The sequence below is a fragment of the Sphingomonas sp. Leaf17 genome (genome assembly GCF_001421505.1).
Taxonomy (GTDB): Bacteria; Pseudomonadota; Alphaproteobacteria; order Sphingomonadales; family Sphingomonadaceae; genus Sphingomonas.
Genome location: NZ_LMKL01000001.1, coordinates 694,240 through 710,485 on the forward strand (window position 1 = coordinate 694,240; position 16,246 = coordinate 710,485).

Sequence of the window (16,246 nt, forward strand, 5' to 3'; positions counted from 1 at the left end):
CGCGGATGTCGCGGCTGATCCTGTTCAACAAGCCGTTCGGCGTGCTGCCGCAGTTCACCGATCGCGGGACGGTGTCGCCGCGCCCGACGCTGTCGGCCTATGTCGATGTGCCCGGCGTCTATCCGGCGGGCCGCCTCGACCTCGACAGCGAGGGCCTGCTGCTGCTGACCGACGACGGCCGGCTGCAGGCGCGGATTGCCGACCCCCGGTTCAAGATGCCCAAGACCTATCTGGTGCAGGTCGAGGGCGAGCCGGGCGAGCCTGCGCTGGAGCGTTTGCGCACCGGCGTCGCATTGAAGGACGGCCCGACCCGGCCGGCGATCGTCGCGCGGATCGACGCACCCGAACTGTGGCCGCGCGATCCGCCGGTACGCTTCCGCAAGACCGTCGCCGACTGCTGGATCGCGCTGACCATCACCGAGGGGCGCAATCGGCAGGTTCGCCGCATGACCGCCGCGGTCGGTCACCCCACGCTGAGACTGGTCCGCTGGCGGATCGGCGACTGGACGCTCGACGGCATTGCGCCGGGTGAATGGCGGGATGCGTCGGGCTGACCGTCGTCCCGGCGCACGCCGGAATCCAGAACCACGCGGTTCGCCGCCTGTGGCTCTGGATTTCCGATCCGGTCCGGGATGACGATCGTGGGGAAATGTCCCTGCGGTTCCCTCCCCCGTCATATCCCGCTACGAGCCACCAATGGCCACCCGCCCCCAACCCCGCCTCGCGATCTTCGATTGCGACGGCACGCTCGTCGACAGTCAGGCGAACATCTGCGTCGCGATGGAGGATGCGTTCACGCGGGCCGGCCTCGTTCCCCCGGCGCGCGCCGCGATCCGCCGGATCGTCGGTCTCAGTCTGGTCGAGGCCGTCGCGGCACTGATCCCGCAAGCCGATACCGGCCTGCATCGGTCGATCGCCGCCGACTACAAGGCGGCCTTCACCCGGCTGCGCACCAGCGGCACGATCGCCCCCGAACCCCTGTTCGACGGGGTCGAGGCGGCGCTGACAACGCTAGCAGACGATGGCTGGCTGCTCGGCGTCGCGACCGGCAAGTCCGATCGCGGCCTGAACCTGCTGCTCGCGCATCACGGTCTGGCCGACCGGTTCGTTACGTTGCAGACCGCCGACCGCCACCCGTCCAAGCCCGACCCGGCGATGGCGCTGGCCGCCCTTGCCGAAGCCGGTGCCGACCCGCTGGGTTCGGTGATGATCGGCGACACCAGTTTCGACATGGCGATGGGCAAGGCAGCGGGCCTGCGCACGATCGGTGTTGCCTGGGGCTATCACGACGTCGCCGATCTGGTCGCGGCCGGGGCCGATGTCGTCGCCGATCACGCAACCGCGCTTCCCCGATTGATGGACCGCCCCCAAGTGATGGACCAATCATGACCGATGACGAAAAGGCCCGGACCCGCTGGTTCACGATGGTGGCGGCGCGGCTGGCCGGCGTGGCCGGCGCGCTGCTTGGCCTCGTGCTGATCGCGCGGGCGCCCGACTGGCCGACGAAGATCCTCGGCACCGCGATCGTGCTGGCGGCGATGGTGATGATAGCGGTCGTGCCCCGCTCGCTCGCGCATCGCTGGCGCACCCCGCGATGAAGCGGTTCTGGACGACCGTCGCGGTCGATGCGGACGGCGTGGTCACGCTCGACGGGCGACCGGTCCGCACCCCGGGCCGTGTACCGCTGTCGCTGCCGACGCCGGCGTTGACGGCGGGCGTGGTCGCCGAGTGGCAGGCGGTCGGCGACACGATCGACCCGCGCCTGATGCCACTGACCGGCCTGTCCAATGCGGCGATCGACTGGATCGCGCCCGACCCGGCGACGTTCGCGGCGGGGCTGGCGCAATACGGCGAAAGCGACCTGCTCTGCTACCGCGCCGAACTGCCCGAACCGCTGGTCGCGCGGCAGGCGGCGGCATGGGATCCGGTCATCGCGTGGGCACAAGGCCGCTATGACATCGCCATCGCGGTCACCGCCGGGATCATCCACGTCCCCCAGCCACCGGCCACGATCGCCCGGCTGGGCGAGGCGATCGCCGCGCAACCTGCGTTTGCACTCGCCGGCCTGTCGACAATCGTGACGCTGACCGGATCGTTGCTGCTGGCGCTGGCGCTGGCCGAGGGGGCGATCGACGCCGATACCGCCTGGGCGGCCGCGCACGTCGACGAGGACTGGCAGGCGGAGATGTGGGGGGTCGACGATCTCGCCGCGCAGACGCTGGCGCTCAAGCGGCGCGACTATGACGGGGCGATCGCGTTCCTGGCGGCGATCGGTATCCCCGCCTGAGCCTCAGCGCGTCAGCTTGCGGATGAAGCCGATCAGCCCGGTCTGGCGCGACCGCTTCAGCCGCTCGGCGTTCAGGATGGTCTTCACGTCACGGAAGCAACGTTCGACGTCGTCGTTGACCAGCACATAGTCATAGCCGTCCCAGTGGCTGACCTCGTTCGCGGCGCGGGCCATGCGCGCGTCGATAACCTCGACCGAATCGGTCGCGCGCTTGACGAGGCGATCGCGCAGTTCGGGCATCGACGGCGGCAGGATGAATACGCGGACGACGTCGCCGCCGGCGATCTGGTGAAGCTGCTGCGCGCCCTGCCAGTCGATGTCGAATAGCACGTCCTGCCCGGCGTCGAGCATCGCATCGACCGGCGCGTGCGGCGTGCCGTAGCGGTTGTCGAACACATGCGCCCATTCCAGGAACTCATGGTCCGCCGCCATCCGGCGGAACTCCTCCAGATCGACGAAATGATAATCCTTGCCATCGACCTCGCCCGGTCGCATCGGCCGCGTCGTCGCCGACACCGAGACGCCCAGTTCTGGCTCGTCGGCCAGCAGCTTGCGCGCGATGGTAGATTTGCCCGCGCCCGACGGCGAGGACAGGACGAACAGTACGCCGCGGCGCTTCAGGTCGTGGCGGTCCGAGAGAGCGTTTTCGAGCATGGGAGCCAATGACGGCGCGAGGGGCCTGCCGTCAACGGCAAATGCTGCATTGCGAATGGCCACAACCAGCGTCGCACAACGCGGAACGCCGCCGGATCACTCCGGCGGCGTCATGTCAATCGGGTCAGACCGGGTCGGTCAGATGCCCCGACCGCGCTTGCGGTCATAGGCCTTCTTGGCGACATAGGCACCACCCAGCGCCATGCCCAGCGGACCCATGCGACGCATACCGCTCATGGCGATCGTGCCCAGAATGGCACCCTTGGTACCGTTGCCACCCTGACGACGGCCCATTTCGCGACCGACCAGCATGCCGATGATGTTCTTGATCATGTTACTTTCCCTTCCCGAAAATTTTGTCCTTGGCCTTGCCGATGCCGTGCAGAACCAGCCAGCCCGTCGCATAGGTGAGCGCCACCGGCATCAGCCAGCCGACGACGGTGCCGGCGATCGCGCCGGTGATGGCCCCGTCGACCGTCGAATCGTCGCCGTCCGCACCGTCGATCGCGGTGCCGAGCGCCGCACCAAGAATTGCACTGAGCATGGAGCCTGTCCTTGTCGCCAATGCCGGGATGAACCGCGCATCAGCCCCGAAGTTCCATCGGCCCGGCGAGCAGGCGACCGATTCGGACCTATCTTCCCAACCCTATCTTCCCAACATCGCCTCCGGTCGCACCAGCCGGTCGAAGGTCTCCGCATCGACCAGCCCGAGCGCCAAGCCCGCCGCGCGCAGCGTCGTGCCGTCGGCCAGCGCCTGCTTGGCGATCTTCGCGGCATTGTCATACCCGATCTCGGGCGCAAGCGCGGTCACCAGCATCAGCGACCGGTCGAGCAGGTCGGCGATCCGCTCGCGGTTCGGCTCCAGCCCGTCGATGCAGCGTTCCGCGAAACCCTCCATGGCGGTCGCCAGCAGGTCGATCGAGCGCAGCACGTTCGCGCCGATCAGCGGCTTGAACACGTTCAGTTCCAGATGCCCCTGCATACCCCCGACGGTCACCGCGACGTGATTGCCCATTACCTGACCCGCCACCATCGTCAGCATTTCGCACTGGGTCGGGTTGACCTTGCCCGGCATGATCGAGCTGCCCGGTTCGTTGGCCGGCAGGTCGAGTTCGCCAAAGCCGCAGCGCGGGCCGGACCCGAGCAGGCGGATATCATTGGCGATCTTGGTCAGCGCGACCGCCAGCGTGTTCAGCGTCGACGACAGATGGACAAGCGGATCGTTCGACGCCAGCGCCTCGAACTTGTTCTCGGCGGTGTAGAAGGGCAGTTCGCACAACCGCCCAAGCTCGCCGGCGATTGCCTCGGCAAAGCCCGCCGGCGCGTTCAAACCGGTGCCGACCGCCGTGCCGCCTTGCGCCAGCTGGCACATCCCGTGGACGATCGCCGGGGTCAGCCGGTGGCGGCACCGGTATAGCTGGTGCGCATAGCCCGAAAACTCCTGCCCCAGCGTCAGCGGGGTCGCGTCCTGCATATGCGTCCGGCCGATCTTGACGATGTCGTCCCAACTTTCCGCCTTCGCCTCGATCGCGTCGTGCAGCCGGTCAAGCGCGGGAAACAGCCGGCCGGTCGCGGCGCGGGCGGCGGCGACGTGCAACGCGGTCGGGAAGCTGTCGTTCGACGACTGACTCATGTTGACGTCGTCGTTCGGGTGGACGGGCGTCTTGCCGCCGCGCGTGCCGGTCAGCATTTCGTTCGCGCGGCCGGCAATCACCTCGTTCACGTTCATGTTCGACTGGGTGCCGCTGCCGGTCTGCCAGATGACGAGCGGAAACTGGTCGTCATGATCGCCCGCGACGATTTCCGCCGCCGCCGCCTCGATCGCCTCGGCCTTTTCGGCGGACAGGCCATGCGCCCGGTTCACCCGCGCCGCCGCCTGCTTCACCAGCGCCAGCGCATGGACGATCTCGATCGGCATCCGTTCGCGCGCGCCGAACGGGAAATTTGCGATGCTGCGCTGGGTCTGCGCGCCCCAATAGGCGTGCGCTGGCACCGCGATGGCGCCGATCGAGTCGGTTTCGGTTCGGGTGTCTGTCATCGCGCAAGGCTCCTTCTGGCGGCTATGTGCGGTCGCCGATCGGTGGGAGCAAGGACACGTGCCTGTTTTCCGGACGGCCGGTGTTCCGTCCCGGTTGACGCCCCCGCCCCCGTCCGCAACAGCGTAAGCCATGCGCTTTTTCTCCGACAACGCCGCCGCCGTGCACCCGAAGGTTCTGGCCGCGATGGCCGCCGCCGACACGCTCGACACCGCCTATGACGGCGATGCGCTGAGCCGCAACCTGGACGGTCGGTTCTCCGATCTGTTCGAAACGCCGGTGCGGGTATTGTGGGTGCCGACCGGGACCGCCGCCAACGCGCTGGCGCTGGCCGCGCTCTGCCCTCCGCATGGCGGCGTGGTGTGCCACCGCGACGCGCATATTCAGAATGACGAGGGCGGCGCGCCTGAGTTCTACACCCACGGGGCCAAGCTGATGCTGGCGGACGGGACAGCGGCCAAGCTGTCGCCCGACGCGATCGCGACCGTCATCGACGCCATCGCCAACGACGTCCACCGGGTGCAGCCGCACGCGATCTCGATCACCAACGCCACCGAATATGGCGCGGTCTACACCCCCGATCAGGTCGCGGCGATCGGGTCGCTGGCACGGTCGCGCGGGCTGGGCTTCCACATGGACGGCGCGCGCTTCGCCAATGCGGTGGTACGGACCGGGGCGAGCGTTGCCGACCTGACGTGGCGCGCGGGCGTCGACATCCTCAGCTTCGGCTTCGTCAAGAACGGCGGCATGAGCGCGGAGGCACTGGTGTTCTTCGACACCGAACTGGCCGCGACAACGCTGTACCGCCGCAAGCGCGCCGGGCTGCTGCTTTCCAAGGGGCGGTATCTGGCCGCGCAGCTGCTGGCGATGCTGGAGGATGATCTGTGGCTGGACACCGCGCGCGCCGCCAACGACGGCGCGGCGATCCTGGCGGCGGCGGCCGGCGACCGGCTGGTCCACCCGGTCGAGGCGAACGAGGTGTTCCTGCGCGCCACCCCGGCGGAGGCGGCGGCGTTGCGCGCGAAGGGGTTCGACTTCTACGACTGGGCCGCGGGCGAGGTCCGGCTGGTCGTATCGTGGGACCAGCGCGCGGACCAGATCCGGCCGCTGGCCGATGCGATCGCGGCGTTGTGAAGGCGAATCCCATTCCTCCCCCCAATTCCTCGCGCGTCGCGATCCTCATCCCGTTCGGCATCGTCACGCTGATCTGGGGGTCGACGTGGCTGGTGATCCGCGACCAGCTGGGCGTCGTCCCGCCAAGCTGGTCGGTCAGCTACCGGTTCCTCGTCGGCGGGATCACGATGGCGGTCTATGCGCTGGTCAAGCGCCAGTCGTTCCGCCTCGACGCGCGCGGCTGGAGCTTTGCCGCCGCGCTGGCGCTGACCCAATTCTGCCTGAACTTCAATTTCGTCTACCGCGCCGAACAGTATATCACCTCCGGGCTGGTCGCGGTGGTCTTCGCCTTGCTGCTGGTGCCGAACGCGATCCTCGCGCGACTCTTCCTTGGTCAGCGGATGGGACGACAGCTGTTGGTCGGGTCGGCGGTGGCGATGGCCGGCGTCACCCTGTTGTTCGTGCACGAGGCGCGGACCGCGGCGGCGGGCACGCAGACCGTCCTGCTGGGCATCGGCATCACCTTGTGCGCGATCCTGTCCGCCTCCAGCGCCAATGTGATGCAGGGGACGCAGACCGCCAAGCGCTATCCGATGGGGGCGATGCTGGCGGTGTCGATGCTGATCGGCGCGGTGATGGACGCCGCGCTTGCCTATGCGCTGACCGGTGCTCCGGTGTTCGAGACGCGGCCGGCCTATATCGCCGGCATCCTGTATCTGGGCGTGTTCGCCTCGGCGATCGCGTTCACGCTGTATTTCCAGGTTCTGCGCGTCATCGGCCCGGCCAAGGCGGCCTATAGCAGCGTCATCGTGCCGGTCATCGCGATGCTGCTGTCCACCCTGTTCGAGGGCTATCGCTGGTCGGCGCTGGCGGGTGCCGGGGCGGCACTGGCGGGCGTCGGACTGGTCATCGCGCTGAGGGCACGCAGGCCGGCGCGGTAGTCGGGATACAGCGGGGTCCAGCCGAGCACGCGCCTGGCCTTGCCGTTGGCGACGCGGCGGTTCTCGGCATAGAAACCGCGACCCATCGGCGACAGGTCGTCCACGGCCACCAAAGGCGGCGGGGCGATGCCGAGCAGCATCGCGGCATGTTCGGCCACCAGATTCTGGCTGCAGGGAAAGTCGTCGGCCAGATTATACGCGCCCGCCGGGCCGTCGAATCCCGCGATCACGCCGGCCGCGATGTCATCGACATGCGCGCGGCTGAACACCTGTCCGGGCAGGTCGACGCGGTGCGCCCTGCCGTCCAGCGCCCGGTCCAGCGGGGAACGGCCGGAGCCGTAGATGCCCGGCAGACGAAACACCCGCGCGCCGATCGCCAGCCAGTCGCGATCGGCCGCATTGCGCGCCGGCCGGCGACCGGCGATGGGGGCGGTTTCATCGACCCAGGCACCGCCAGCGTCGCCATAGACGCCGGTCGACGAGAGATAGCCGATCCATGCCCGACTGCGCGCGATCACGCTGCCATAGGCGACCAGCACCGGGTCGACATCGTCCACCGGCGGGACCGACGACAGGATGTGGGTCGCCGCCGCCATCTCGGCCAGCACCGCATCCCGGTCACCAAAGCGCAGCGTGCCGTCACGACCGTCGCGGGTCGTGCCGGTAACCTGCCATCCCTCGCCTCGCAGGCGGGCGGCGAGGACGCCGGCGGTGTAGCCGAGGCCGAAGATCAACAGGCGGCTCATGCGCTATCCTTCTCGTTCCCCGGCCCTTCTCGTTCCCCGGCGAAGGCCGGGGTCCGGTTGCCGGGCTGCCGTAGCGAAAGGTAGCACGCGCCAACCGACGCCTACCCAGTTGGACCCCGGCCTTCGCCGGGGAGCGTGAGGCCAGGGCGGTAGGCGGGTGCCCCCTACCTCACTTCGCCATCGGGCCGTTGTACAGCGTCCCGAAATAGTCGCCCTTGTTCCACACCGGCCGCTGGGCTGCGTCGGCGATGCCGCGGGCGATGCGGTAGTTGGCGTCGACGAAGCGGACGCCCTGGTCCCACAGGATCGGCTGCTTCAGATCGTCCGACGGCTGGTGGTAATGCGTCGACATGAACAGCTCGACCGCCGCCTTGCCGTCACCCTTCTGGCCCGGCCACAGGAAGACCGAGGGGATGCCCTTTTGCACGAAGCGGAAATGGTCGGAGCGCACGAAGATCCCCTGCTCGGGCATCGGGTCGGGCGAGAGGCCGACGCCGATCGCGGCGACCGCCTCGCGCACGATCGGTCCCAGCGACGACCGCTCCGCGCCGAACACGACCATGTCCTGGAACGCATAGGTCAGGATCGGCATGTCGAGGTTCACGTCGGCGACGATGTCCTTCAACGGCACGGTCGGGTTGTTCGAGAAATAGTCGCTGCCGATCAGCCCCTTTTCCTCCGCCGTCACCGCCAGGAACAGCACGCTGCGCTTCGGCGCAGCCCCGCCGGTTTTGAACCGCTTGGCCTCCTCGATCAGGCTGGCGATGCCGATCGCGTTGTCGAGCGCGCCATTGTTGATCGCGTCGCCCTTCACCGGGCGACCGACGCCGATATGATCGAGATGCGCGGACAGCACGACGACCTCGGACCCGATGACGGGATCGCTGCCCGGGATCATGCCGACGACGTTGCTGCTCATGGCCGGTTTCAGCTCGGTCTTCGTCGCGACCGCCAGCGTGCCGGGCAGTTGCACCGCCTTGTAAACCGCGTTTTCGTTCATCGACGCCCTGGCGACGCTGGCCCAGGACGTCCTCGCCCCGGCAAACAGCTTTTCCATACCCGCCACGCTGATCGTGCCCAGCGACGGCGCGGTCGGCGCGTCGACCTTGCCGGTGCCGTCCGGCCTGGCCCAGGTGATGCGCGGCGCGTCATAGAATTGCGCCATCCGCGCGAAGGGACGGGCAGTGGCGGTGCGTGGCGACTCGATCGCGATCACGCCGACCGCGCCCTTGGCCGCCGCCGTCCGCGCCTTGGTGCCGCCCGATCCGAAGAACGCGCGCTCCTCGCCACCGAAGCGCGCAGGCGCACCGCCGAAATAGGCGACGATCTTGCCGCGCACGTCGACGCCCTTGTAATCGTCCTGCTTGTACTGTGGCGCGTCGATGCCCCAGCCGACGAAGACGACGGGCGCGGTCACGGCGGTCTCGATTTTCGCGGCGTTGGCGGCTGGCACGAAATCGGTGCCGAACACCAGCGGCTGCGGCTGTCCGCCGCGCGCGGTCCAGACAAAATTGCCCTTGTCTGCCGCCTTGTAGCTGACCAGCGGCACCTTCTGCAGATAGCCGCCGTCGTCGCCCATCGGCTTCAGGCCGGCGGCGTAGAATTGCGACGCGACATATTGCGCGGCAATGTCATATTCGCCGCTGCCCGCCTCGCGCCCGCGCATCGCGTCGGAGGCCAGGAACAGGACATGCGCCTTCATCGCCGCCTGATCGGCCGGCAGCGGGGCGGTGAGCTTCGCGTTCAGTTCGGCATTGGTCATGGCTGGTGCCGTGGATACCGGTTCCGCAGCGGCGGGGGCCGGCGTCGACTGCGCGGAGGACGCCGGGGTCGGGGCCGGAGCCGGCGGCACGGGCACCGGGGCCGGGACCGTTCCGGGTGTCGTCCCCGTCTGGGCCAGCGTGGCGGTGGAAAGGGCCAGCAGGCTGACGGCACAGATCGTACGAAGCATCGAAACTCCCGGTTTTTATAGTGTTGCCGGAATCTATCACAGCGACGGGCGGCGGTACAATCGGTGCAGGCCAGCGAAACGCCCGCACAGCAAAAAGGCGGGAGCGACGCCCGTCGCTCCCGCCCCCTGCATCTGTCCGCCAGCCAGAGCCGGCACTCAGCCGCGTTCAGTAATAGGCGGCAGCTGGACGAGCCTTGGCGATATCGTCGATCGCCTTCATGTCGGCCAGCACCTGCGGCAGCCACTCCAGCGGCAGCATGTTCGGGCCGTCCGACGGCGCGTTGTCGGGATCGTCATGCGCCTCGGCGAACACGGCAGCGACACCGACGGCCATCGCCGCGCGCGCCAGCGACGGCGCGAACACGCGCTTGCCGCCCGACGAACCGCCACGGCCGCCCGGCTCCTGCACCGAATGGGTCGCGTCGAACACGACCGGATAGCCGGTGTCGGCCATCGTCGACAGGCCACGGAAGTCGGAGATAAGCGTGTTGTAGCCGAACGACGTGCCCCGGTCGCACAGCAGGATGCGCTCGTTGCCGGTCGAGGCGATCTTGGACGCAACGTTCTTCATGTCGTCGGGTGCCAGGAACTGCCCCTTCTTGACGTTGATGACCGCGCCCGTCTCTCCGGCGGCGATCAGCAGGTCGGTCTGACGGCACAGGAAGGCCGGGATCTGGATGATGTCGACGATCTTGGCGGCGATCCGCGCCTGTTCGATGTCGTGAATATCGGTCAGCACCGGGCAGTCGAACTGCTCGCGCACATCGGCGAGGATCCGCAGGCCCTCGTCGATGCCAAGGCCGCGCTGGCCGCCGAGCGAGGTACGGTTCGCCTTGTCGTACGATGCCTTGAAGATCAGCGGGATGCCGGCCTTGTCGGTTTCGGTCTTCAGCGCGTCGGCGATCATGAAGGCATGGTCGCGGCTCTCGATCTGGCAGGGCCCCGAAATGAACACGAACGGCAGGTCGTTGCCGAAGGTGACGTTGCCGACCTTGACCGGCTTCGACAGGGTAGTGGCGGTGTTCATCATCGGATCCGTCCGTTCAATGGGTTTGTCGCTTCATACCTGTGCACGGCGGCCGTCGCAAATCCTGTTCCTTACCGGCGGTCGGCCGCACCCGTCAGTGCCCCGCCTTCACGAACCGGCGGAGCAGCTGCCCGCGCCACAACCAGCGCCCGGGGTGATAATTGAAGAAGAACCAGCCGAACACGAGGCAGCCGAGCAGCGTCGGGATCGCCATCGGATCGCCATTCGCCTTCATCCGGTTGTACAGGACGAAATCATAGCGCCATCGGTCGCGCTCGCCGCCGCCGCCGGCGATACCATAGGCATTGTCGTGCAGCTGGCAGCCCCGGTTGCGATTGTACTTCGCCGAATCGAGCAAGTAACAGTAATCGCGGACCGGTGGTGGCGCATCGTCGGGCATCAGGGAAGTAGACAGCAGCCGTGGCCACGTTCAAGCGCAAAGTCCTCTATGTCGGCGGTTTCGACCCGCGCGGCGTCCGCTTCTACTACGCGCTGTACAAGGAGGCGGTCGGCCGGTTCGTCGCGCGGACCGGCAAGACGGTGGAGGTATCGAACCGGCGGCGCGTCTCGCCGATCCGCCACGACTGGACGGTCGCCAACGCCACCGACGACGTGGCGACCGACTACAGCTTCCTGCGCTGGGAGGATCTGGTCCAGCGTGCCTGGATCCGCAATCCGTTCGCGCTCGCGCTGGCCGCGGTGCGGACCTATGCCGGGCTGGTACGGCATATCGACGTGCCGCTCGGCAAATCGGTGCCCAAGGGGCCGATCATCACGATGTTCTACCCGCCGCTGGCATCGGTCCTGTTGCCGCTGCTCCTTGGCCTGCTGCCATTCCTGCTGGCGCTGATCTGGCTGCCGTGGTGGGCAGCACTGGTGATCGGTGCGGGGGTCGGCATCGCCATCGCCACGCCGATCCTGAAGCGCGCGCATACCCCGTGGCTGCTGCGCTTCTTTATCTTCAACCTGGGGCCAAAGAGCAACGAGGCGGATCCGGCGATGGCCGAACGGCTCGACCGGTTCGCCGACGAGATCGGGGCCGCGCTCGACGCGGACTATGACGAGGTGCTGGTCGTCACCCACAGCAACGGGTCGATTCTGGCCGTACCGCTGATGACCCGCCTGCTGGCCGCGCGCGGCGGCGCGATGCCGGCCCATTTCGCGCTGGTGACGTTCGGCCAGTGCATTCCGCTGGCCATCGCGCGCAAGACCGCCACCGGCTTTCGCGACCAGTTGCGCGCGCTGGGCGATGGCGATTTCCGCTGGGTCGACATCGGCTCGCCCCCCGATGGCGCGGCGTTCCACAATGTCGACACGGTATCGCTGGTGGGGGGCAAGGGGCGCCCGCGGCTCGACATGCTGTCGCCACGCTTCCACCTGTTCTACGATCCCGAAACCTATCATTCGGGCTGGTCGAACAAATACGACGTGCATTTCGACTATCTGCGGGTCGCCGACCGGATCAGCCCGCTCGACTATCCCAGCATCACGACCGCGCCGTACGGCATCGACGCCTCGGTCGCCGCGTTCCGGGCAATTCCTTGACCGTCCGCTTCACCCCCCCCTTCCCCGATCCGCACCCGGCGAAGTCGTCGCTGCTGCGGCGGTTCCTGCGCGGCTGGAACTCGTGGATCCACGTGATGTTCGAAAAGAGCTACACGATGAAGATGGGGGAGATCCACCTGCCCGCGCAGACCTTCTACATCGCCAACGAACTGCCCCTGGTCCGCCGCATCCTGGAAACCGAAGCAGGCCAGTTTCCCAAGCACCGCTTCCTGCAGGACATGCTCGACCCGCTGATCGGCAATTCGCTGTTCTCGGCCAACGGCAAGGACTGGGCCGACCAGCGGGCGATGGTCAATCCGGCGTTCGGCCATACCGCGCTGAAGACCGTTTTCCCGCTGATGGCCGACGCGGTCGACGACATCGTCCGCCGCATGTCCGCGCTGGACCATGGCCAGCCGGTGGCGATCGACCCGTTAATGACGCATGTCGCCGCCGACATCATCTTCCGCACATTGTTCTCGGTCACGCTCGACCAGGCCGGCAGCGCCGAGATCTTCGACGCGTTCGAGGCGTATCAGAAACATTCGCAGCGCGGCGAGACGCTGAAGCTCTACCGCCTCCCGCAACTGGGCTATCGTCGGAAGGCACGCCGCGACGCCGCACGCATCCACGCGGTCTTCGCCCCCGTCGTCGCCGATCGCTATGCCGCCACCCACGACCGGGGCGAGCGCGGCAACGACATCGTCCAGTCGCTGATCGACGCGCGCCATCCCGAAACCGGCGCACCCTTTACCCAAGCACAGGTCATGGAGCAGGTATCGACGATCTTCCTGGCCGGCCATGAGACGGCGGCCAGTTCGATGACCTGGGCACTGTACCTCCTCGCGCGCGATCCGGCGTTGCAGGATGCGATTCGCGACGAGATGCGGGCCGCGGCGGGCAACGCGCCGCTGGCCCACGAACATCTGCGCGGGCTGGGCGTGACGCGCAACGTGTTCCGCGAGACGCTGCGCCTCTACCCGCCGGTCAGCTTCCTGGTGCGCGCGGTGTCCTGCCCGGTGCAGATGCGCGACAAGGATCTGAAGGCGGGCGCGGTGCTGGTCGTGTCGCCTTGGCTGGTCCAGCGCAACCGCGACAATTTCCCCGAACCGCATGGCTTCGATCCCGACCGTTTCGACGATCCGGCGCAGGCCGCCCCCTGCAAGCACGCCTATCTGCCGTTCGGCAAGGGGCCGCGCGTGTGCGTCGGGGCGGGCTTCGCGCAGCAGGAGGCGTTGTTGACGATCGCCGGCATCGTCCGCCGGTTCGACCTTGCGGCGATCCCCGGCGACGTGCCCGAACCGGTCAGCCGGCTCACCTTACGCGCCGGCAACGGCGTCCGGTTGCGGCTGCACGCGCGCGACTGAGCGCCATACCGCCAGCCATACCGTTTGTGCGGCCCTGCCCGCATCGCTAACAGCGTGGCCCATGCAGACCGACATTGAAATCGCCCGCGCCACCCCCCTGTTGCCGATCGCAGCCGTCGCCGCCAGACTCGGCATCCCCGACGACGCGGTGGAACCCTATGGCCGGCACAAGGCCAAGCTGGACTTGGCCCGCATCCCCAACACAGGTCGCGACGGCAAGCTGATCCTGGTCACCGCGATCAACCCGACGCCTGCGGGCGAAGGCAAGACGACGACCTCGGTCGGGCTGGCGGATGCGCTGAACCGGATCGGCCGGCGCACGGTGCTGGCGCTGCGCGAACCGTCGCTTGGTCCCTGTTTCGGGCAGAAGGGTGGCGCCACCGGCGGCGGCCACGCGCAGGTCGTGCCGATGGAGGATATCAACCTCCATTTCACCGGCGATTTCCACGCCATCACGGCGGCGCACAACCTGCTGGCGGCGATGATCGACAATCACATCCACTGGGGCAACTCGCTGGGCATCGACGTTCGCCGGATCGTGTGGCGGCGGGTGATCGACATGAACGACCGCGCGCTGCGTCAGGTGGTGCAGTCGGTCGGCGGAGTCGCCAACGGCTTCCCGCGCGAATCCGGGTTCGACATCACCGTGGCGTCGGAGGTCATGGCAATCCTGTGCCTGGCGCGCGATCTGGCCGATATGGAGGAACGGCTTGGCCGGATCATCATCGGCTATACCCGCGACCGGGTGGCCGTCACCGCCCGCGACCTGAAGGCGGACGGGGCGATGACCGTCCTGCTGGCCGAGGCGATCAAGCCAAACCTCGTCCAGACGCTGGAGGGCAATCCGGCCCTGTTGCACGGCGGCCCCTTCGCCAACATCGCGCATGGCTGCAACTCGGTGATCGCCACGCGCGCGGCCCTGTCGCTGGGCGACTATGTCGTGACCGAGGCGGGGTTCGGCGCGGATCTGGGTGCCGAAAAATTCTTCGACATCAAGTGTCGTCAGGCAGGCCTGCGTCCCGACGCCGTCGTGCTGGTCGCCACCGTGCGCGCGCTGAAGATGAACGGCGGCGTTGCGAAGTCGGACCTGGGCCACGAGAATGTCGAGGCGGTGCAGCGCGGCACTGTCAACCTTGTGCGACACCTGGAAAACCTGCGCCAGTTCGGGGTGCCCGCCGTCGTCGCGATCAATCATTTCGGTACCGATACCGACGCCGAGATCGCCGCCGTCGATGCCGCCGTCACCGCGCATGGCGCGCGCGCTTTTCTCTGCCGCCACTGGGCCGACGGCAGCGCCGGCGCGCTCGATCTGGCGGCGGCGGTGGCCGACATGGCCGATGCCGGCACCGCGCAGTTCGCGCCGCTGTATGACGACGCGCTGTCGCTGTTCGACAAGATCGACACCGTTGCCCGCCGGATCTACCGTGCCGATCGCGCCGTCGCCGACCCCGCCGTGCTGTCCCAGCTCGCGCGGTTCGAGGCGGCCGGCTTCGGCCATTTGCCCGTGTGCCTGGCCAAGACGCAGTACAGTTTTTCGACCGACCCCACGCGGCTCGGCGCGCCGACCGGTCATGTCGTTCCGGTGCGCGAGGTACGGCTGGCCGCGGGTGCCGGTTTCGTCGTCGCGATCTGCGGCGAGATCATGACCATGCCCGGTTTGCCGCGACGCCCGGCCGCCGAACAGATCCGCCTGGACGAAAATGGTGCAATTATCGGCCTGTTCTGATGAAAAGATACTACAAGATTACGGGATTTTGGTCAGGGTCGCCGATCGGCCTTGCCGCTGATAGCGTTATCTGAGAGAGGTCTCGACATGATGGGGAAGCGTTCGTGTCTCATCTGGATCAATCCCAGAGCGGCGCGTTTGGCAAAGGGCAGAAACCATGAACCTCGTAGTGCGGACACTTTCCGACCGGGTGTTTGAAATCGTGCGCGAACAGATCGTGACGGGCGCGCTGCCGACGATGCAGCCGATCCGCCAGGACGCGCTCGCCAGTGCGCTCGGGGTCAGCAAGATTCCGCTGCGCGAGGCCCTGGCCCGTCTGGAGCAGGAGGGCCTGCTGACCAGTCAGGCCAATCGCGGCTATTTCGTCCGGCCGATGTCGACAGCGGAAGTCGAGGAAATCTTCTCGATGCGGCTGAAGATCGAACCGGAGGCCGCCGGCCATGCCTGCGGCGTAGCGAGCGCGGAGGACCGGAATGCGGCGCAGCAGGCGTTCGACGATCTGGATCGCGCGTTTTCGACGACGGACCGGCTGTTCGAACTGACGATCAAGAACCGGGATTTTCATATGGCGCTCGTGCGCCCCGGCGGTCGGGTGCTGACGACGCAGATGGTCGAGCGGCTACAGATCCTCGCGGAACGCTATGTTTTGGCGCATCTGAAGCCCGCCGGGCGGGAAAGCCGTGCGCACCGCGAACATGCCGCGTTGCTGACGGCGTGGCTGGCCGGCGACTCGGTGCAACTGACGCAATTGCTGACCCAGCATATCCAGGCGACGCTCGACGATCTGCGGCTGGAGCTGACCCCCGCGGCCGGGCAATAACGGGCCAGCAGCACTTTTTGCGTCGCTTTCTCC

The 16,246-nt window shown here is 67.7% G+C and carries 18 protein-coding genes; 10 read left to right on the forward strand and 8 right to left on the reverse strand.

The features are described 5' to 3' along the window. Positions 1-5: 5 nt before the first annotated feature. From ASE75_RS03190 to ASE75_RS03205, 4 genes are all read left to right on the forward strand, one after another. On the forward strand, positions 6-554 hold the full coding sequence (locus ASE75_RS03190; RefSeq protein WP_055928561.1) for a pseudouridine synthase: 549 nt from the start codon (positions 6-8) through the stop codon (positions 552-554). Positions 555-696: 142 nt separating this feature from the next. Further along, positions 697-1,389, forward strand: a complete 693-nt coding sequence (locus tag ASE75_RS03195; RefSeq protein WP_055928564.1) for an HAD-IA family hydrolase — start codon at positions 697-699, stop codon at positions 1,387-1,389. Beyond that, positions 1,386-1,598 carry a hypothetical protein gene (locus ASE75_RS03200; RefSeq protein WP_055928567.1) on the forward strand — a complete coding sequence of 71 codons (213 nt, stop codon included), beginning with the start codon at positions 1,386-1,388 and terminating at the stop codon, positions 1,596-1,598. Before ASE75_RS03195 ends, ASE75_RS03200 begins: the two co-directional genes overlap by 4 nt. Beyond that, positions 1,595-2,287, forward strand: coding sequence for an ATP12 family chaperone protein (locus ASE75_RS03205; protein WP_055928569.1), 693 nt, complete (start codon positions 1,595-1,597; stop codon positions 2,285-2,287). The genes ASE75_RS03200 and ASE75_RS03205 overlap by 4 nt, the downstream gene beginning before the upstream one ends. Before the next feature lie 3 nt (positions 2,288-2,290). On the opposite strand, the gene gmk is transcribed toward ASE75_RS03205, so the two are convergent. The 4 genes from gmk to fumC form a co-directional block, all read right to left on the reverse strand. After that, positions 2,291-2,941 (reverse strand): guanylate kinase, encoded by a 651-nt coding sequence (gmk, locus tag ASE75_RS03210; protein WP_055928572.1) that lies wholly within the window; start codon positions 2,939-2,941, stop codon positions 2,291-2,293. A gap of 138 nt (positions 2,942-3,079) precedes the next feature. Further along, positions 3,080-3,274 (reverse strand): hypothetical protein, encoded by a 195-nt coding sequence (locus ASE75_RS03215; protein ID WP_055928575.1) that lies wholly within the window; start codon positions 3,272-3,274, stop codon positions 3,080-3,082. A 1-nt stretch (position 3,275) separates the two neighbouring features. Then, entirely contained in the window at positions 3,276-3,506 is a 231-nt protein-coding gene (locus ASE75_RS03220; protein WP_443025283.1) for a hypothetical protein, read from the reverse strand. A gap of 81 nt (positions 3,507-3,587) precedes the next feature. Then, positions 3,588-4,979 carry a class II fumarate hydratase gene (fumC, locus tag ASE75_RS03225; protein WP_055928581.1) on the reverse strand — a complete coding sequence of 464 codons (1,392 nt, stop codon included), beginning with the start codon at positions 4,977-4,979 and terminating at the stop codon, positions 3,588-3,590. Between the two features lie 130 nt (positions 4,980-5,109). Here fumC and ASE75_RS03230 point away from each other — a divergent pair, with 130 nt between their 5' ends. Together ASE75_RS03230 and ASE75_RS03235 are read left to right on the forward strand one after the other, a co-directional pair. Continuing rightward, on the forward strand, positions 5,110-6,111 hold the full coding sequence (locus ASE75_RS03230) for a threonine aldolase family protein (RefSeq protein WP_055928584.1): 1,002 nt from the start codon (positions 5,110-5,112) through the stop codon (positions 6,109-6,111). Further along, on the forward strand, positions 6,108-7,031 hold the full coding sequence (locus ASE75_RS03235) for a DMT family transporter (RefSeq protein ID WP_055928588.1): 924 nt from the start codon (positions 6,108-6,110) through the stop codon (positions 7,029-7,031). The genes ASE75_RS03230 and ASE75_RS03235 overlap by 4 nt, the downstream gene beginning before the upstream one ends. Here the strand turns inward: ASE75_RS03235 and ASE75_RS03240 are convergent. The 4 genes from ASE75_RS03240 to ASE75_RS03255 form a co-directional block, all read right to left on the reverse strand. Next, complete coding sequence (locus tag ASE75_RS03240) at positions 6,941-7,777, reverse strand: hypothetical protein (protein WP_055928591.1); 837 nt, start codon at positions 7,775-7,777, stop codon at positions 6,941-6,943. The two genes, ASE75_RS03235 and ASE75_RS03240, sit on opposite strands and share 91 nt — an antisense overlap. 169 nt (positions 7,778-7,946) lie before the next feature. Next, a complete protein-coding gene (locus tag ASE75_RS03245; protein WP_055928594.1) occupies positions 7,947-9,539 on the reverse strand; it encodes a M28 family metallopeptidase in 1,593 nt (530 codons plus the stop codon). 355 nt (positions 9,540-9,894) lie between these two features. Continuing rightward, positions 9,895-10,755 carry a 3-deoxy-8-phosphooctulonate synthase gene (kdsA, locus tag ASE75_RS03250; protein ID WP_200922298.1) on the reverse strand — a complete coding sequence of 287 codons (861 nt, stop codon included), beginning with the start codon at positions 10,753-10,755 and terminating at the stop codon, positions 9,895-9,897. A 94-nt stretch (positions 10,756-10,849) separates the two neighbouring features. Then, positions 10,850-11,155, reverse strand: a complete 306-nt coding sequence (locus ASE75_RS03255) for a hypothetical protein (protein ID WP_055928598.1) — start codon at positions 11,153-11,155, stop codon at positions 10,850-10,852. 20 nt (positions 11,156-11,175) lie between these two features. Here ASE75_RS03255 and ASE75_RS03260 point away from each other — a divergent pair, with 20 nt between their 5' ends. From ASE75_RS03260 to ASE75_RS03275, 4 genes are all read left to right on the forward strand, one after another. Beyond that, a complete protein-coding gene (locus ASE75_RS03260; RefSeq protein WP_055928601.1) occupies positions 11,176-12,300 on the forward strand; it encodes a hypothetical protein in 1,125 nt (374 codons plus the stop codon). Next, positions 12,297-13,667, forward strand: coding sequence for a cytochrome P450 (locus ASE75_RS03265; RefSeq protein ID WP_055928604.1), 1,371 nt, complete (start codon positions 12,297-12,299; stop codon positions 13,665-13,667). The genes ASE75_RS03260 and ASE75_RS03265 overlap by 4 nt, the downstream gene beginning before the upstream one ends. Before the next feature lie 61 nt (positions 13,668-13,728). Next, positions 13,729-15,393 (forward strand): formate--tetrahydrofolate ligase, encoded by a 1,665-nt coding sequence (locus ASE75_RS03270; protein WP_055928607.1) that lies wholly within the window; start codon positions 13,729-13,731, stop codon positions 15,391-15,393. A 157-nt stretch (positions 15,394-15,550) separates the two neighbouring features. Beyond that, entirely contained in the window at positions 15,551-16,213 is a 663-nt protein-coding gene (locus ASE75_RS03275; protein ID WP_055928610.1) for a GntR family transcriptional regulator, read from the forward strand. Positions 16,214-16,246: the final 33 nt, after the last annotated feature.

Bases quoted from the DNA above. Each gene is read 5' to 3' on its own strand.
- ASE75_RS03190 (WP_055928561.1), top strand. From the start codon at position 6: ATGTCGCGGCTGATCCTGTTCAACAAGCCGTTCGGCGTGCTGCCGCAG.
- ASE75_RS03195 (WP_055928564.1), top strand. From the start codon at position 697: ATGGCCACCCGCCCCCAACCCCGCCTCGCGATCTTCGATTGCGACGGC.
- ASE75_RS03200 (WP_055928567.1), top strand. From the start codon at position 1,386: ATGACCGATGACGAAAAGGCCCGGACCCGCTGGTTCACGATGGTGGCG.
- ASE75_RS03205 (WP_055928569.1), top strand. From the start codon at position 1,595: ATGAAGCGGTTCTGGACGACCGTCGCGGTCGATGCGGACGGCGTGGTC.
- gmk (WP_055928572.1), bottom strand. From the start codon at position 2,941: ATGCTCGAAAACGCTCTCTCGGACCGCCACGACCTGAAGCGCCGCGGC.
- ASE75_RS03215 (WP_055928575.1), bottom strand. From the start codon at position 3,274: ATGATCAAGAACATCATCGGCATGCTGGTCGGTCGCGAAATGGGCCGT.
- fumC (WP_055928581.1), bottom strand. From the start codon at position 4,979: ATGACAGACACCCGAACCGAAACCGACTCGATCGGCGCCATCGCGGTG.
- ASE75_RS03230 (WP_055928584.1), top strand. From the start codon at position 5,110: ATGCGCTTTTTCTCCGACAACGCCGCCGCCGTGCACCCGAAGGTTCTG.
- ASE75_RS03240 (WP_055928591.1), bottom strand. From the start codon at position 7,777: ATGAGCCGCCTGTTGATCTTCGGCCTCGGCTACACCGCCGGCGTCCTC.
- ASE75_RS03245 (WP_055928594.1), bottom strand. From the start codon at position 9,539: ATGACCAATGCCGAACTGAACGCGAAGCTCACCGCCCCGCTGCCGGCC.
- kdsA (WP_200922298.1), bottom strand. From the start codon at position 10,755: ATGAACACCGCCACTACCCTGTCGAAGCCGGTCAAGGTCGGCAACGTC.
- ASE75_RS03255 (WP_055928598.1), bottom strand. From the start codon at position 11,155: ATGCCCGACGATGCGCCACCACCGGTCCGCGATTACTGTTACTTGCTC.
- ASE75_RS03270 (WP_055928607.1), top strand. From the start codon at position 13,729: ATGCAGACCGACATTGAAATCGCCCGCGCCACCCCCCTGTTGCCGATC.
- ASE75_RS03275 (WP_055928610.1), top strand. From the start codon at position 15,551: ATGAACCTCGTAGTGCGGACACTTTCCGACCGGGTGTTTGAAATCGTG.